The 16,008-nt window shown below is 72.1% G+C and carries 8 protein-coding genes; 1 reads left to right on the top strand and 7 read right to left on the bottom strand.

Annotated features, from left to right (window positions below):
• Nucleotides 1-5 precede the first annotated feature (5 nt).
• Nucleotides 6-2,849 (top strand): glycoside hydrolase family 3 C-terminal domain-containing protein, encoded by a 2,844-nt coding sequence (locus tag ACQPYE_RS25030; protein WP_498714824.1) that lies wholly within the window; start codon nt 6-8, stop codon nt 2,847-2,849.
• A gap of 60 nt (nt 2,850-2,909) precedes the next feature.
• Here the strand turns inward: ACQPYE_RS25030 and ACQPYE_RS25025 are convergent, their stop codons facing one another.
• The 7 genes from ACQPYE_RS25025 to ACQPYE_RS24995 all read right to left on the bottom strand — a co-directional run bounded on the left by ACQPYE_RS25025 (nt 2,910) and on the right by ACQPYE_RS24995 (nt 15,175).
• Nucleotides 2,910-4,241, bottom strand: coding sequence for an RICIN domain-containing protein (locus tag ACQPYE_RS25025; protein ID WP_498714823.1), 1,332 nt, complete (start codon nt 4,239-4,241; stop codon nt 2,910-2,912).
• A 52-nt stretch (nt 4,242-4,293) separates the two neighbouring features.
• A complete protein-coding gene (locus ACQPYE_RS25020) occupies nt 4,294-4,983 on the bottom strand; it encodes a hypothetical protein (RefSeq protein ID WP_498714822.1) in 690 nt (229 codons plus the stop codon).
• 86 nt (nt 4,984-5,069) lie between these two features.
• Nucleotides 5,070-8,540: a ThuA domain-containing protein gene (locus ACQPYE_RS25015; protein ID WP_498714821.1), complete on the bottom strand. Its 3,471-nt coding sequence runs from the start codon at nt 8,538-8,540 to the stop codon at nt 5,070-5,072.
• Nucleotides 8,541-9,031: 491 nt separating this feature from the next.
• Nucleotides 9,032-9,805, bottom strand: coding sequence for a FadR/GntR family transcriptional regulator (locus ACQPYE_RS25010; RefSeq protein ID WP_498714820.1), 774 nt, complete (start codon nt 9,803-9,805; stop codon nt 9,032-9,034).
• A 286-nt stretch (nt 9,806-10,091) separates the two neighbouring features.
• On the bottom strand, nt 10,092-11,372 hold the full coding sequence (gene larA / locus ACQPYE_RS25005; RefSeq protein WP_498714819.1) for a nickel-dependent lactate racemase: 1,281 nt from the start codon (nt 11,370-11,372) through the stop codon (nt 10,092-10,094).
• Nucleotides 11,369-12,262, bottom strand: a complete 894-nt coding sequence (locus ACQPYE_RS25000; RefSeq protein WP_498714818.1) for an amidohydrolase family protein — start codon at nt 12,260-12,262, stop codon at nt 11,369-11,371. Before ACQPYE_RS25000 ends, larA begins: the two co-directional genes overlap by 4 nt.
• Before the next feature lie 96 nt (nt 12,263-12,358).
• Nucleotides 12,359-15,175, bottom strand: a complete 2,817-nt coding sequence (locus ACQPYE_RS24995; protein WP_498714817.1) for a glycosyl hydrolase family 95 catalytic domain-containing protein — start codon at nt 15,173-15,175, stop codon at nt 12,359-12,361.
• Nucleotides 15,176-16,008 lie beyond the last annotated feature (833 nt).

The raw sequence follows: 16,008 nt of genomic DNA, 5'->3' as shown, positions 1-16,008 counted from the left end.
GCCGCGTGAGTTCCTCCTCCCTGCCCGCCACCGAGCGGCTGCCGTTCCACGACTCTGACCTGGACGTGCGCAAGCGCGTCGATGACCTGCTCGAACGGCTCACGCTCGACGAGCGGCTCGCGATGCTGCACCAGCACGCGCCGGCCGTGCCGCGGCTGGGCGTCGGCCCCTTCCGCACCGGCTCCGAGGCGTTGCACGGCGTGTCGTGGCTCGGCGTCGCCACGGCGTTCCCGCAGGCGGTGGGTCTGGGCGCGACCTGGGACGAAGACCTGGTGCGCCGCGTGGCGGAGGCGACCTCGGTCGAGCTGCGCGCGTTCCACCGGCACCGCCCACCGGCCGACGGCGACGCCCCGACGAGCCTGCAGGCGTGGGCGCCGGTGGTGAACCTGCTGCGCGACCCGCGCTGGGGGCGCAACGAGGAGGGCTACTCCGAGGACCCGGTGCACACCGCGCGGCTGGCGGAGGCGTTCTGCCGGGGCATGGCGGGCGACGACCCCCGGTTCCTGCGCACGGCGCCCGTGCTCAAGCACTTCCTGGCGTACAACAACGAGGACGACCGCTGCACCACGTCCTCCGGCGTGCGGCCACGCGTGCTGCACGAGTACGACCTGGCGGCGTTCCGGCCCGTGGTGGCCTCCGGCGCGGCGACCGGGGCCATGGCCGCCTACAACCTGGTCAACGGCCGCCCGTGCCACGTCAGCCCGCTGATCCAGGACGAGCTGCGCCGCTGGGCCGAGCCGACCGGGCACGAGCTGTTCGTGGTCAGCGACGCGGAGGCGCCGTCGAACCTGGTCGACCTGGAGCACTACTTCGACGACCACGTGGAGTCGCACGCCGCCGCGCTCAAGGCGGGCATCGACAGCTTCACCGACCACGGCCTGGACAGCGCCACCCCGGTCGGGCGGCTGCGCGAGGCGCTGGACCGCGGCCTGATCACCGAGGCCGACGTCGACCGCGCGGTGCGCCGGCAGCTGGCGCTGCGGTTCCGCCTCGGCGAGTTCGACCCGGACCTCGACCCGTACGCCTCGATCGGTCCGGACGTGGTCGACCACCCGGACCACCGGGTGCTCGCCGCGCGCGCGGCCACCGAGTCCGTGGTGCTGCTGAAGAACGACGGCCTGCTGCCGCTGGACGGGGCCGCGGCGCCCCGCGTCGCGGTCATCGGCCCGCTCTCCGACGTGCTGCACGAGGACTGGTACAGCGGCACGATGCCGTACCGGGTCACCGTCGCCGCCGGGCTGGCGGAGGCGGTCGGCAAGGTGGTCCGGGTGTCGGGCGAGGACCGCGTCGAGCTGCGGTCCCGCACCACCGGCCGGCTGCTCGGCGACACCGCCTTCGACGTCACCGACTGGGGCGACGGCGTGGTGACCCTGCGGTCCGCCGACACCGGCCGCCACCTCGGCGCGAAGCACGGCTCGCTGGTCATCGAGGAGGAACGCGTCAAGAGCTGGGACGTGCACGAGACGTTCGTGCTGGAGCCCGTCGCGGACGACGGTGACGCGGTGCTGCTGCGCAACGTCCTCACCGGCCGTTACGCGACGGTCGACCGGGCCGACGGCGGGGTGGTCGTCACGGCCGCGACGCCCGGGGCCGCCGAGCGCTGGTCGCGGGAGTTGGTGCGCGACGGCGCGGCGCAGGCCCGTGCCGCCGCGGCCGCCGCCGACGTCGCGGTCGTCGTCCTCGGCAACCACCCGCTCATCAACGGCCGCGAGACCCAGGACCGCACCGGCACCGCGCTGCCCGACGCGCAGGAGGCGCTGCTCCGCGCCGTCGCCGAGGTCCGGCCGGCCACCGTCCTGGTGGTGATGAGCAGCTACCCCTACGCCCTGGACTGGGCCGACGAGCACCTGCCCGCCGTCGTGTGGACGTCCCACGGCGGACAGGAGACGGGTCACGCGCTCGCCGCCGTGCTGCTCGGCGACGCCGAACCGGCGGGCCGGCTGCCGCAGAGCTGGTACCGGGGCGACGACGAGCTGCCCCACCCGCTCGACTACGACGTCATCAAGGCGGGGTGGACCTACCAGTACCACCGGGCCGCGCCGCTGTACCCGTTCGGCCACGGCCTGTCCTACACCGACTTCGCCTACCGCGACCTGCGGTTGTCGTCGGAGGTCGTGCCGCAGGACGGAGCGCTCGACGTCTCGGTGGCGGTGGCGAACACCGGCGCGCGTCCCGGCAGCGAGGTGGTCCAGGTCTACGCGCGGGCGTCGGCCGCCCGGTACGAGGCGCCCCGGCTGCGCCTGGTCGACTTCCGCAAGGTCCGCCTCGGCGCGGGGGACGGCGAGGTGCTGACCTTCCGGCTGCCCGTCGAGCGGCTCGCCCACTGGGACGTCGACCGCGGTGCGTTCGCGGTCGACCCGGGTGACTACGAGATCGTCGTCGCGCGGTCCGCCGAGGCGCACGTCCTGGTCGCGCGGCTCACCGTCACCGGCGAGGAACCCGCGCCCCGCGCGGTGGTCGACCGGCACACCCGCGCCGTCGACTTCGACGACTACTCCGAGGTCGTGCTCGTCGACGCGACCCGGGCCGCCGGCGACGCGGTCGCCCCGGCGGACCCGGCGCTGCCCGCGACGCTGCTGTTCCGCGCCGCGGACCTGACCGGCGCCGTCGGCGTCGAGGTCGAGGTGGCGCGCGCGGGCGGTCCGGGGCGGGCGTGGCTGGAACTCCACCTGCCCGACCGGCCACTGGGCGTGGTCGACGTGCCGGTGACGGGCGACCGCTACACGTGGACGAGTGCCGCGGCGCGGTTCGGGGGACCGTTGGACGGGGTCCACGACCTGCGGCTGACCCTGCACGGCGACTTCCGCCTCGCCGGCTTCCGCCTCACCTCGCCACCCACGGCCGACTGACCGGCGGCCACGGCGGGACCGGACCCCGGTCGGTCCGGTCCCGCCGCGGCGCACTGCCGGTTACGCCCGGGCCCACCGCTGGTTGGCGCCGGTGTGGCAGTTCCACACGATGACCGCGGAGCCGTTGGCGGTGGCGGCGGCGTTCACGTCGAGGCACAGCCCGTTCTGCGCGTTGCTGATCGTGCCGTTGGTGTTGAGGTTCCACTGCTGGTTCGCGCCGCTGGTGCAGTCCCAGATCCGCACCCGGGTGCCCGCGGCGGCGTTGCTCGGCATGTCCAGGCACTTGCCCAGCACCTGGAGGGCCTTCCCGTTCACCGTGAACTGCTGGTTGGCGCCGCTGTTGCAGTCCCAGATGATCGCCTGCGTGCCGTTGGCCGGGTTCGCGCCGTTGACGTCCAGGCACCGGCTGCTCGCCTCGCCGCGCAACCGGAACGTGGTCGGCGTCGGGGGCTGCTCACCGGTGAAGAACTTCCACACCTCGCCCTTGACCCAGCTCCTGGCACCGGACTCGCAGCCCGCGCACCCGTCCACCGGTCCCTGCTGGTGGCCACCGTCGAACGGGGCCCAGACGACCGGGTACCCGGTCCGGCACCCCGAGTAGGCGGTGCTGATGTGGGTGTTGCTGCCCCGGGTCGGCTCCGGCGGGTTCTGGACCGTGCAGCCGTTGTTGCGGACCCACCTGTCGCGCTGGGCGCGTCCACCGCCGATGTTGTCCGAGAGGCCGTGGATGCCCATGTAGGCGACGGGCGCGGTGCCGCCCGCGCAGCCGCTGATCTCACCGGGCGAGGCGATGGCGGCGATGGCGCGGAACACCGTCGGCCGGGAGCACGCGAGCGAGATGCTCATCGCGCCGCCGTAGCTGAAGCCGAGGGAGAACCGCTGCGTGGTGTCGACGCAGAGGTCGTCCTCGATCCGCTTGATCATGTTGTCGACGAAGGTGACGTCCTCGCCGCCGGAGTTGCCCCAGCCGTTGTTGAGGCCCTGGGGCGCGACGAAGATCGCCGTGTTGTTCGACAGCTGCTTCAGCCCGTAGTGGGCGTAGACGGCCCCGTCGCTCCCGCCGCCGGCGACCTGGTCCATGGTGCCGCCCAACCAGTGGAACCCGAAGACCAAGCGGTGCTGGTAGGTGTTGTTGTAGTTGTCGGGGACGCTGAGGATGAAGCTGCGGGTCTTGCCGCCGCTCTGGATGGTGTGCGTGCCGCTGCGCAGGGTCGGCGCCTTGCCGCAGCCGGGTGTCGCGGCGGCGGTGGTGACGGTGTCCGCCGCGGCGGGCGCCGCGGGTGCGGTTTCGGCACTGGTACTGGCACTGGCGACGTCGGTGCCGGCCAGGAGCAGCGCGGCGGCAGCGGCGATCAACGTCCAACGCCGGCGCGGGCGGTTGTCCTCTGACACGTGGGTGCTTCCGTTCTGTGAGGTGTGGTTCGGTGGTGGGCGGCTCGGGCGGTCACCCGCTGCCCTCCGGGGCCGTGTCGGCGGGGATCGCGCCGGAGTCCGACCCGGACGGCAGGTACACGTGCACGTGCCCCTTGCCGGCCTCGATGCTGATCACGTCCAGCTGGAGCGCGGCGACCGACCAGGCGCGCAGTGCCAACGAGCGCTGCGCGCCGGCCAGGGTGAGCAGGTCGCCCGACAGCGGCGCGGGAGCGGTCACGGCGGCGGCGAAGCCGTCGACGGCGGCGGCGAGCTGTTCGACGGCGGTCCGCAGCCCGGTGCGGGCGACGTTCACCCCGTTCCCGGCGGACGGCGTCTCCGCGTACCGCTGGACCTCCGCGGACACCACCTCCCGCCAGCCGCGCACGTCCTCGATCGCGGGTGGCGTCGTGCCCTGCGGGGGAGACGCCTTCGCCATCGCCTGGAGCACCGGGGTCAGGCGTTCCCGGCCGCCCTTGGCGAGCTCGATCAACGTCCCGACCTGCTCGACGTCCCGCTGCGCCTCGGCCTGCGTCAACTCGGCGATCCGGCGCTCCGTCGCGTCCGGCCCCGAGGTCCACGAGCCGGTCACGAACGCGACGGCGAACCCGAGCGCGAACGTGGTGACCAGGGCGGTGGCCGACTTCCACGTGGGTCGCGGCCCCGTGGCGCCGGGGAGGGGCTTGCCCGGTCGTGCCCGCCCCGTCGACGTGGTCCTGCCCATGACCTTCCTCCTTGCCGTGCGGTGGGAAGGAACCTCGCGGCGAAGGCCCGCGGCTCCGGCGGGCGCCGGAGCCGCGGGCCGCCCGCTCAGGGCAGCGTCCACCGCTGGTTGGTGCCGCCGTTGCAGGTCCAGATGATCAGCTGGGTGCCGTCGGCGGAGCTGCCGCCGTTGGCGTCCAGGCACTTGGAGCCGTTGCGGAGCGTGCCGTCGGACTGCGGCGACCAGCTCTGCGCGGCGGAGCCGTTGCAGGTCCACAGCTGCACCAGCGCGCCGTCGGCGGTGCTGCCACCGTTGACGGTGAGGCACTTGCCCAGGGCCTGGAGCGTCTGCCCGGTGCGGGTCCACCTCTGGTTGGCGCCGTCGTTGCAGGTCCAGAGCTGGACCTTCGCGCCGTCGGTGCTGCTGGCGCCGTTGACGTCGACGCACTTGCCGCCGACGCCCACGATGCGGCCGGTGCCACCGCCGGTGCCCGGTGTGCCGACCCCGTTGCCGGTGAACGTCATCGAGTCGACGTCGAAGGAGCTCGTGCCGGTCCGGAACACCATGAACAGCTCCGTGGTGCCACCGGGGTTGGTGACGTTCACCGGGGCCGTGCTCTGGTAGGTGTCCCAGCCGCCGGTGCTCGGGACCGGGACCGTGGCGATCAGCGCGCCCGTCGGCGACCCGGTCCGGAACTCGATCGACCCACCGCCGCTCGGCGAGGACAGCCGGACGGACACCTGGTTGATGTTGGTGAAGTTGTACGGCGTGAACGAGACCCAGTCGTTGGTGGCGATGTCGCCGACCCGGGCGCCGGACTCGGCCCCGGCCTGCGACACGACCCGCACGCCGGAGGAGCCGGTGAAGTACTCGACCTGCTTGCGCTTGGGTTGCAGCAGGACCTTCCGGCTGCCTTCCAGCGCGGGCACGCCGCTCGTGCCGTTGTCGGTGTACCTGCTCGCCGCCACCCAGAACGAGTTCAGGTTGGCGTGCGCGCTGTCGGTCTCGGCCTTGAACGTGCCCGTGCAGCCGGGGATCGGCGAGATGTCGTGCCCGTGCTGGTCGTGTCCCAGTGCCGGGGTGGTGGTCACCCTGGCGCAGTCGATCGTGCCGTCCTCCGGGTCGGTGACCGCGACGGTGTAGGGGATCGAGTCGCCCCAGCCGAACATGCCGCCGTCCGGGATGCTCAGGTTGACCGTCGGCGCGGTGTTGCCCGAGGTCACGACCACGCTGCCCACGCCGGACTTCCCGCCCGCGTCGGTGACGGTGAGCTTGGCGTTGAACTGGCCCTTGGCGGTGTAGGTGTGCGTGGGGTTGGCCTCGGTGGACGTGCCGCCGTCGCCGAACTCCCACCGGTAGGTCACCGGACCGCCTTCCGGGTCACCGGAGCCGGCGCTGGAGAACCGCACCGTCAGGGGTGAGGTCCCCGAGGTGGGCGTCGCCGTCGCGGTCGCGGTCGGGCTGCGGTCGCCGCTCTTGTAGTCGATGCGGTAGAGCCCGGAGTCGGGGTTGTCCCGACCGTAGCCGGAGCCCCATTCGAGCAGGTACATCGACCCGTCCGGGCCGAACTTCATGTCCAGCGGCGACTTGAAGCTCAGGTTCGACAGGAAGTCGTTGATCTTCAACAGCTTCCCGTCCTGGCCCACCCGGAACTCCCACATCCGGTTGCGCGACCACTCGCCGAAGAACGGCGTCTGGTCGAAGTAGGCCGGGAACTTGGTGGGCGACGGGTTGTTCGCGTCGTACTGGTAGATCGGGAACGCGCCCGGCGCCTCGCCGCCCGAGGGGCTGCCCATCTCCGGGAACTTGTTGCCGTTCGCGCCGTTGCCGTACCAGACCTCGGCCTTGCGCGCGGCCGGGAGCGTGGTCAGGCCGGTGTTGTTGGGCGAGTTGTTCACCGGCTGGTCGCAGTTGAACTTCGCGCCCGACTGCCCGGTGGCGAAGTTGTAGTCGTTGAACGGGATGTTGTCGCCGATGCAGTACGGCCAGCCGTAGAAGCCGGGCGACGTGATGACGTTCCACTCCACGGTCCCGCCGGGGCCGCGGTTGGCGTTGTCGTTCGCCGCGTCCGGGCCGTAGTCGGCCGCGTAGATCGCGCCCGACGTCGGGTGCACCGAGAAGCGGAACGGGTTGCGGAAGCCCATCGCGTAGATCTCGGGCTTCGTCCTGGCCGTGCCCGGCGCGAACATGTTGCCCGACGGGACGGTGTAGGTTCCGTTGGTCTCCGGGTGGATCCGCAGGATCTTGCCCCGCAGGTCGTTGGTGTTGGCCGCGGTCGCCTGGACGTCGTTGTTCGCCCAGCCCGGCCGCTCGTCGATCGGCGCGTAGCCGTCGGAGCGGTGCGGTTGGACGTCGTCGCCGGTGCCGATGTAGAGGTTGCCGTTCGGGCCGAACGCGATGTAGCCGCCGGTGTGGCCCGGTTCCGGCGCCTGGCGGGAGGACGGCACCTTCATCAGGATCCGCTCGCTGGACAGGTCCAGCGCGTCGCCGTTCACGGTGAACCGGGAGACGCGGGCGATGTCCTCGCCGCCGCCCGACGGCGAGTACATCAGGTAGATCCACTTGGTGGTGGCGAAGTTCGGGTCGAGCGCGAGCCCGGTCAGACCGTCCTCACCGCCCGTGTAGACGCTGAGGGTGGCCGCCGTGACGGTGGTGCGGGTGTCCGGCTTGTGGACCTTCACCTTGCCGCCGTACTCCGCGTAGAACACGCGGCCGTCCTTGGCGACGTCCAGCGCGGCCGGCCCGACGGTGTTGTCGTCCAGCGTCACCTTCTCGAAGCTGCTCCACACCGTGGGGCCGCAGTCGGCCTGCACCTTGCCGCCCGCCGACTCCACGCCGCCCTTGACGTGCTCGCGGAACAGCGGCTCGGAGTAGCTGGACGCCTGGTGGCCCATGGCGGTGGCCCACAGCCGGCCGCCCTCGTAGTTGCGGCACCACGAGATCGGGTGGTCGTACCCCATCCGGCTCGTGCCGGGGTCGTACGTCGTCTCGTCGGCGGTCACCAGCACGTGCGCGTTGCCGCGGACCGAGCGGGTGAAGTTGTACCACTCCTCGGTGCGCGTCCACCGGTCCGGCAGCGCCGTGCCCGACGGGTGCTTGCGGTCGGCGACCTTGGCGGTGCCGGACACGGTCGCCGAGTGCGCGGTCATGGTCGCGCCGAGCACCTGGTCCCACCACGGGAACGACTGCTCGATGTTCATGTCCGTGGCGTTGTGGATCGCGACGAAGCCGCCGCCGGCGCGCATGTACTTCTGCGCCGCGGCGCGCTGCGCGTCGTTGTCCCACACCATGCCGGAGGTCTGGAGCATGACGACCACGTCGAACGTGGCGAGGGTGGTGTCGTTGAAGACGGACGAGTCCTCGCTCTTGGTCAGCTCCCAGTCGTTCTGGGCCGCCAGTTGCTCGAACATCGTGATCCCGGCCGGGATCGAGTCGTGCCGGTAGGCGCCGGCCGCGGTCTTGCTGAACAGCAGGACGTGGAACCCTTCGGGGTGTGCGGGCGCCGGCGCGGAAGCCAGGCCCATCATCACCACCACGCAACCCATGATCGAAAACAGGCGCGCGAATCTGTGTCGCATTGCCACTCCTCTGGGGCATCTGAACGGCGACTGGCTGGATTACGCGGCGGCGGTGTGCGGCGGTGTCCGGCGGGTGTCGTCGGGACCGGTGTGCGGGAGGTGCGGCGGTGTCCGGTAGGTCTCACCGGAACCGGTGTGCGGTGCGCACGTGCTGCGGGAGCCCGGCGCGGCGGGGGTCCGGCCGGCGTGGCGCGTGGCGTCGCACCGGCTCGGGTGGGGAGTCCGTTCGGCTGGCACACCGCGAGGTGTCGGCCGCCGTGGGACTCAGGGCGTCCCACCGGGGGAGGCGGGCTCGCCCACGCTCGCCGGCGGTGATGATCGAGCCGATCGACGAGCTGACATGAGCGCTCCCTCGGTGCGTCGTTGCCCGGGTGCTAGATGTCATACACGTACTCGTACATCCGCCGCGATTTGTAGCACACATCCGGCGAACGAGTCCAGACGTCGGACGGCCGCCTCGGCGCTCACACGCCGCGGCGGACGAGGGTTGCTCAGCCGAAGAGCCGGCGCTGGATCTCGCTGCGGTAGTCCTGAAGGGTGTTGTCGATGTGCAGGCCGGCGGCCGTCGCGGCGGCTTCGGGGTCACCGTCGCGGATCGCCTCGTAGATCGCGAGGTGCTCGTCGACGGCCTCCGCCGCGTGTCCGCCGATGCTCCCGTGCAGGCCGATGGTGCTGGACTGGCGTTGCAGGCGGCGGGCTTCACGCACGGCGGCCACGAGGAACTGGTTGTGGGACGCCTCGGCGACGGCGAGGTGGAAGTCGTCGTCGCCGCGCTCGAACAGCGAGGACTGGTCGGTCAGGTGACCCTGTCGGCAGGTGTCGGCGGCGGCGCCGATGGCGCGCAGCTCGGCCGGGGTGGCGTGGATCGCGGCCAGTCGGCTGGCGGCGGTCTCCTGGACGCGGCGGAACTCGAAGAGCATGTAGACGTGGTCGAGGTTGGTCGGCAGGAAGAAGCCGCCCCACCGGGAGGAGCCGAGCATGCCCTCGTCGTCGGCCACGTAGAGCCCGCGCCCCTTGTGCGCCCGCACCCGCCCGATCGCGGAGAGGATCTTGACGGCTTCCCGCACCACCGTCCGGCTGGTCCCCATGCGCGCGGCCAGCTCGTTCTCGGTCGGCATCCGGTCGCCCGGCCGCAGCTCCAGCTCGGCGATCAGCTGGAGGATCTGCTCCGAGACGAGCTCGTAGCCCGGCCGGTAAGGACCGGGCGCCGGGGTGGTGTCCGACCGGCCGGTGGGGCCGTCCGGCACGAGTGCGCCATCCGTCAACGCCGCTCCTTAGTGACGGGTCGCCTGAAGGGTATGACGGCTCACCGCTGCCCGCCCAGCCTACATCCGGGTAGGGCGACCAACGCCGAGCGCGCGTCGCGGTGCCATGGCACTGGGACGTCGCAGGCGTGATCGTACGCCGAGCGAACGATGTGTGGTCGACCGGCCACCAAATAAGCATGCTCATTTCGGCCTGGGTGCCCGCATAGGTCATCCCAGGCGGCGATGGATAGGACTCACTCCTCGTGGTGAAGGATCGTTCCGGCGGTCTGCGGACCCCCACCGCTCACGGTGAGCCGTCCGCCAGGTAGGGGATGGTCTGAGGGCCCTCCGGCAGGACGCACACGCGGGCGCCGGGACCGGCGTCGGCGAGCGCGCGGGCGACGGTGGCCGAGATGTCGTCGGTCTGCTCCAGGTGGGCCGCGGCGAGGTCGGCGTCGCTCAGGAACGAGGTGCGCATGACGACCCGGCAGGTCGACTGGATGCGGGCCTGGATCTGCACCTGCCACTGGTCCGGAACGGTGTCGACGCGTGCGCTGATGTCCTCGAACAGCGCCTTGGGCGACGGGGCGGAGGCGAGGACCTGCCGGTAGGAGCCGTGGTCGGGGAAGCCGTCCCGGCACTCCGCCGCGCACACGATCACCCCGCCGGGGCGGACGACCTGGTGCGCCGCCGACATCCCCTTGACGGCCTGGTAGAGGTTCTGGTCCAGAGGGAAGCCGGAGTTCGTGGTGACGACCACGTCGAACGGCGCGTCCACGGGCCGCATGGCCATCCGCTTCGCCACGGCGGTCGCGGCGGCGTGCATCGGCGCCAGGTCGCCGCCGAACGCCGCGACGACGTCCTTGTCCCGGTTCAGGACCACGTCCAGCGCGAAGGTGACACCGGTGGCCGCGGCGATCGCGCGGACGTCGTCGTGGACCGGGTTGCCGTGCGTGATGCCCCAGGTGGCACGCGGGTCGCCGATCCGGGCGGCGTCGTGCAGGACCAGCACGGTCTCCAGCGCGGCGAGGCCCGGCGCGACCAGCTTCGGCCCGCCGGAGAAGCCCGCGAAGAAGTGCGGCTCCACGAAACCCGTGGTGATGCGCACGTCCGCGTCGACCCACTCGCGGTTCAGCCACACCGGCACGCCGTTCCCGTGCGTGCCGACCCACGTCAACCGGTCGCGGTCCCGCGCGTCGTGGTTGACGATCCGCACGGAGTCGACCACCTCGTCGCCGAACATCCGCCGCAGCTCGTCCTCGTCGTTGCCGCGGTGCGTCCCGGTCGCGACCAGGATCACCACGTCATCGAGGCGCACGACCCCGTCGAGCTCCGCGAGGATGGCGGGGATCATCAGCCGGCGCGGCTGCGGCCTGGTGCCGTCGCACGCCGAGATCGCGACCGTCTGGCCGGGGCGCACGCGGTCGCGCAACGGCGGCCCGGCGACGGGGGAGCGCAGCGCCGCGCGCAGGACGCCGGCCTGATCGGCGGCGGCGTCGTGGTGCACGGGCTGGACCACCGTGGTGGCCGCCGGGTCGAGGTCGATGTCCAACCCGGAGTCCCCGTAGGCGAGGCGCACCTTCACAGTCGTTCCTCCGGCAGTCGGTAGACGCGGGCGGCGGTGCCGCCGAAGACCTCGTCGCGCTCGGCGTCGGTCAGCCCGGCGGTCAGCCCCTCGGCCGCCGCGACGACCTCCTCGTAGGAGCCCGCGAGCAGGCAGACCGGCCAGTCGGAGCCGAACGCCACCCGCGACGGCCCGAACGCCTCCAGCACCGCGTCGGCGTACGGGCGCAGGTCCGCCACGGTCCACCCGACGGGATCGGCCTCGGTGATCATGCCCGACAACTTACAGGTGACGTTCGGCTCGGCGGCGAGCTCGCGCAGGTGCGACGCCCAGGGTTCGAGGTCGCCGGAGACGATCGGGGGCTTCGACAGGTGGTCCAGCACGAACGTCGCCCCGGGCAGCTCGCGCACGGTCTCGATCGCCGCGGGCAGCTGGTGGACGAGGGTGAGCAGGTCGTAGGCCAGCCCCGCGTCGGCGACCGCGCGCAGCCCGCGCCGGACGTCCGGCCGGGTCAACCAGCGCGGGTCCGACTCGCCCTGCACCAGGTGCCGCACGCCGACCAGCAGCTCGCCGCCGGGACCCTCGCGCAGGGCGGCGAGCACCTCGTCGACGCCGGGGTCGGTGAGGTCGACCCACCCGACGACACCCGCCACCAGCCCCTTGCCCTCGTCGGCCGACAGGGCCAGGAAGTCGGCGGTCTCCGCGACCTCGGGGACGACCTGGACCAGGACCGTCCGGTCGATCTCCGCCACCGCCGCCACGGCCGACAGGTCGTCCAGGGTGAAGTCGCGGCGGATCGGGGCGAGGTCCTCGCCGGCCAACCAGTCGTGGGCGCGCCGGCTCGGCCCCGGCCGGTCCGGCGGCCCCGGCAGGAGCCGCCAGACGTGGTGGTGCGCGTCGATCCGGGTCATGTCGTCTCCACCTCGGTCGGCAGGGCATCCCTGTCGCCCTACCGTGCCACGACCGCCACCGGGAACGACGACGGCCGCGGCGCGGTAGGGCGGCGGTCAGGCCCGCTGGAGCAGGAACCGCTGGTTGGTGCTGCCGGTGGGGGTCCACTGCGAGATGCGGGCGCCGTCGGCCGTCGAGGCGGACCACACGTCCAGCGCGAGGCCGCTCTGCTGGTTGACCACGCTGACCACGCCACCGCCGTGGTCGACCAGCCGCCACAGCTGGTTCGAGGTGCCCGCATCACGCTGCTGGGTGATGTCGGTGCCGGTGGCGGTGCCGGCGACCTGGAGCACCAGCCCGCTGTGCCTGGCCCGGATGCGGTAGTGGTCGCCGGAGGGCAGGAAGTCGAACTGCTGGTTGAGGCCGCCGGTGGCCGACCACTGGACCAGCGTCGCGCCGGCCGCGGTCGAGGCGCCGTTGACGTCGGCCCGCTTCCCGCTGTGCTGCGCCACCAGGTGGTAGTTCACCCCCGGCACCACCAGCGCCGGCTGTCCCTGGGCGGTCACGCGGTAGGTGTGGCGCGCCTGCCCGGCGAACCGGATCAGGTCGGGCTCCAGCCGCTCCGGCTGGACCGCCGCGCCGCTGGTCACGTCCAGCAGTTCGTAGGTGCCGGTGAACACCCGGCCCCGGACCTTGACGGCGCCGTCGCGGTCGGGGGTGATGGTCAGCTCCCTGGCCGAACCGCCGCTCCACGTGGCGCCCACCGTGTGCCCACCCCGGCCGCGCAGGCCGTCCACCCTGCCGGCGGGCCAGGCGGACGGCAGCGCGGGCAGCAGGTGCAGCTCGCCGTTGTGGCTGTGCAGCAGCATCTCCGCGATGCCGGAGGTCGCGCCGAAGTTGCCGTCGATCTGGAACGGCGGGTGCAGGTCGAACATGTTGGGCGCGAGCCTGGCCGGTGTCACCAGGTAGCGGATCAGGTCGTGCGCCCGGCCGCCCTCCTCCATCCGCGCCCAGTAGTTGATCTTCCAGGCCAGTGACCAGCCGGTGCCGTCGTCGCCGCGCAGCTGGAGCGTCCGGCGGGCGGCCTCGAACAGCTGGGGCGTGCCGCGCTTGGTGATCTGGTTGCTCGGGTGCAGTCCGTACAGGTGGGAGACGTGCCGGTGGTTCGGCTCGGTCTCGACCCAGTCGTAGAGCCACTCCATGACGTTCCCGCGCGAGCCGACCCGCGTCGGCGCCAGCCGCTGGCTCGTCGCGCGCACCCGCGTCCGGAAGTCGGTGTCCACGCCGAGCACCTCCGAGGCGCGGGCGCAGCCCTCGAACAGGTCGCGCAGGATCTGCATGTCCATCGTGGGGCCCGCGGCCACGCTGGCGTTCGCGTGGTGCGGCAGTTCCGGGGAGTTCGAGGGGTTGGTGACCAGCCACTTCAGCGTCGGCTCCTCCACGAGGGTGTCGAGGAAGAACTGCGCCGAGCCCTTCAGCGCGGGGTAGTAGGACCGCAGGAACTCCACGTCGCCGGTGAACAGGTAGTGGTCCCAGATCATGGTGGCGAGCCAGGCGCCCCCGGTCTGCCACATGCCCCAGAGCGCGCCGTCCACGACCGAGGAGCCCCGCCACCCGTCGGTGTTGTGGTGGGTGACCCAACCACCGGCGCCGTACTGCGCGCGCGCGGTGCGGGCGCCGGTCGCGGTGAGGTCGTTGATCATGCGGAACACCGGCTCGTAGCACTCGGCGAGGTTCGTCGTGTCGGTCGGCCAGTAGTTCATCGGCAGGTTGGCGTTGAGGGTGTACTTCGAGTCCCACGACGGGGCCAGCTGGTCGTTCCAGATCCCCTGCAGGTTCGCGGGCTGGGTGCCCGGCCGCGACGACGAGATCAGCAGGTACCGGCCGTACTGGAACAGCAGGGCGGAGAACTGCGGGTCGGTCGTGGTGCTGTGCCGGGAGATCCGGACGTCGGTCGGCTGGTCCGCCGCCGCGGTCCGGCCGACGTCGAGGGTGACGCGCCCGAACAGCTGCTGGTAGTCGGCCACGTGCCGGCCGCGCAGCACGTCGTACGCCGTGCCCTGGGCGGCGTTGAGGCGTCCCCGCGCGATGCCCTGGTAGTCGCCCGCCACGTTCCGGTAGTCGACGTAGCTGGTGCCGATCGAGATCAACAGGGTGACGCTGTCGGCGTTGGTCACCCGCAGCGTGCCGCCGGAGCTGCTGGTGCTCCCGCCCGTGGCGACGGCCTTGGCCAGCGCGAGGAACCGGACGGCGCCCGCGATGCCCCGGTGGTCGCCGGACCGGCCGTCCAACCCGATCGTCGTGCCGTCCGGGCTCGACGCCGTCGCCCGCTGCGGCGTGCTGAACGAGGCGGTGAACGAGATCGACCCGGGCGTCTCGGCCGTCAGGCGCACGGCGATCACCTGGTCGGGCGCGCTGGCGATCACCTCGCGCCGGTGGCGCACGTTGTTCGCCACGTAGGTCACCACCGTGGTGGCGGTGGTCAGGTCGAGCCACCGCTGGTACCCGGACAGCCCGTTCGGGGTGGGGAACGTGAGCCTGAGGTCGCCCACCGGCTGGTAGGCGAGCTGGGCGGCCGGGCTGCCCAGCATCGCCTGGTCGATGAGGGCCTGCGCCTGCGACCACTGGTTCGCGAACACCAGGCGTCTGATCTCCGCCAGGGCCGCCGCGCCCCGCGTGTTGGTGTAGTCGTGAGGACCGCCCGCCCACACCGTGTCCTCGTTGAGCTGCAACCGCTCGGTGTCGGCGTTGCCGAAGACCATCGCGCCGAGGCGGCCGTTGCCGATCGGCAGCGCGCGCAACCACTCCGTGCCGGCCTGCCGGTCGTACCACAGCGCCAGGTCGTTGATCGCGCGCACTTCCGGCGGCGCGGCCGAGTCGGCCCGGGCCACCGCCGTCCACCCGGTCGGCGCCAGCACGGCCCCGGCGCTCACCGCACCGAGCTTCATGAGTCGCCTACGTGGCAAATCCGACATGCTGGACCCTCCAAAGCGGACGGTGGTGGACCGGGATCGGGGACGCGACTGTCCTCAGTGGCTGGTGGACCGCCGGAGCGGCGCGACGTCCCCAGCTCAACCGAAGCCCCCGGGCAACGTAGCCACCGGCGAACGTTGCCGTCAATGCCGAGGGGAGCGAGCGGTGTTAGCGATAACACGACTCGTCCAACCGGCTGAACCCGGAGGAACGGCGTTTGAAAGATGATGGTGAAACAATCGGAAAGCCCGTGCGTTGCCTTGTCGGCTAAAGAGTTAGCGCTAACAATTTTAGCAACGCGGAACGTTGACGCCCCGGGTCGCCGGTGGCTACGGTGCGGGAGGCTCCGGCGAGACCCGCGCCTCGGTTCGAGGTGGGTGGCCCGGCCGCGCCCGTCGACGATGACGAGGGGGCTCTTCGATGCGACGACCACGTTGGGGTCGACCGGGTGCCGTGTCCCGGCCGGCTCACCCACCCGACCGCGGTCGGGTGGTCGGTCCCGCCCCCGTCGTTGTCAGGTCCATTGAGGACACTGTGAGCCGAGACGGCCGAACGTCCGGTGAGCGATCGGCGAAGTCGTTGCTTCAGCCGATCATCAGCACCTAGTCTCCCCTCGGTTCGAGTCGGTTCGAACCGCGCACCGCCCGATTCGTTCGGAGTACCCATGGTTCAACGGCGAACTGTCCCGGTCGTGCCCGCTGCCTCCGCGATCGCGTGCGGAGTCGGTCCGCCGCGACCAGTCCGCGCCGGCCGGTCGACGGGCTGACCGCGCGAATCCGCCACCTTTCTTCCT

Source organism: Actinosynnema sp. CA-299493 (assembly GCF_050946825.1).
Classification (GTDB): domain Bacteria; phylum Actinomycetota; class Actinomycetes; order Mycobacteriales; family Pseudonocardiaceae; genus Actinosynnema.
This window is presented reverse-complemented; position numbering and strand designations above follow the sequence as displayed.

What these genes read in the sequence shown, in the direction of transcription:
- ACQPYE_RS25000 (WP_498714818.1), bottom strand. Translation starts at nt 12,262, where the DNA reads ATGACCCGGATCGACGCGCACCACCACGTCTGGCGGCTCCTGCCGGGG.
- ACQPYE_RS25020 (WP_498714822.1), bottom strand. Translation starts at nt 4,983, where the DNA reads ATGGGCAGGACCACGTCGACGGGGCGGGCACGACCGGGCAAGCCCCTC.
- ACQPYE_RS25015 (WP_498714821.1), bottom strand. Translation starts at nt 8,540, where the DNA reads ATGCGACACAGATTCGCGCGCCTGTTTTCGATCATGGGTTGCGTGGTG.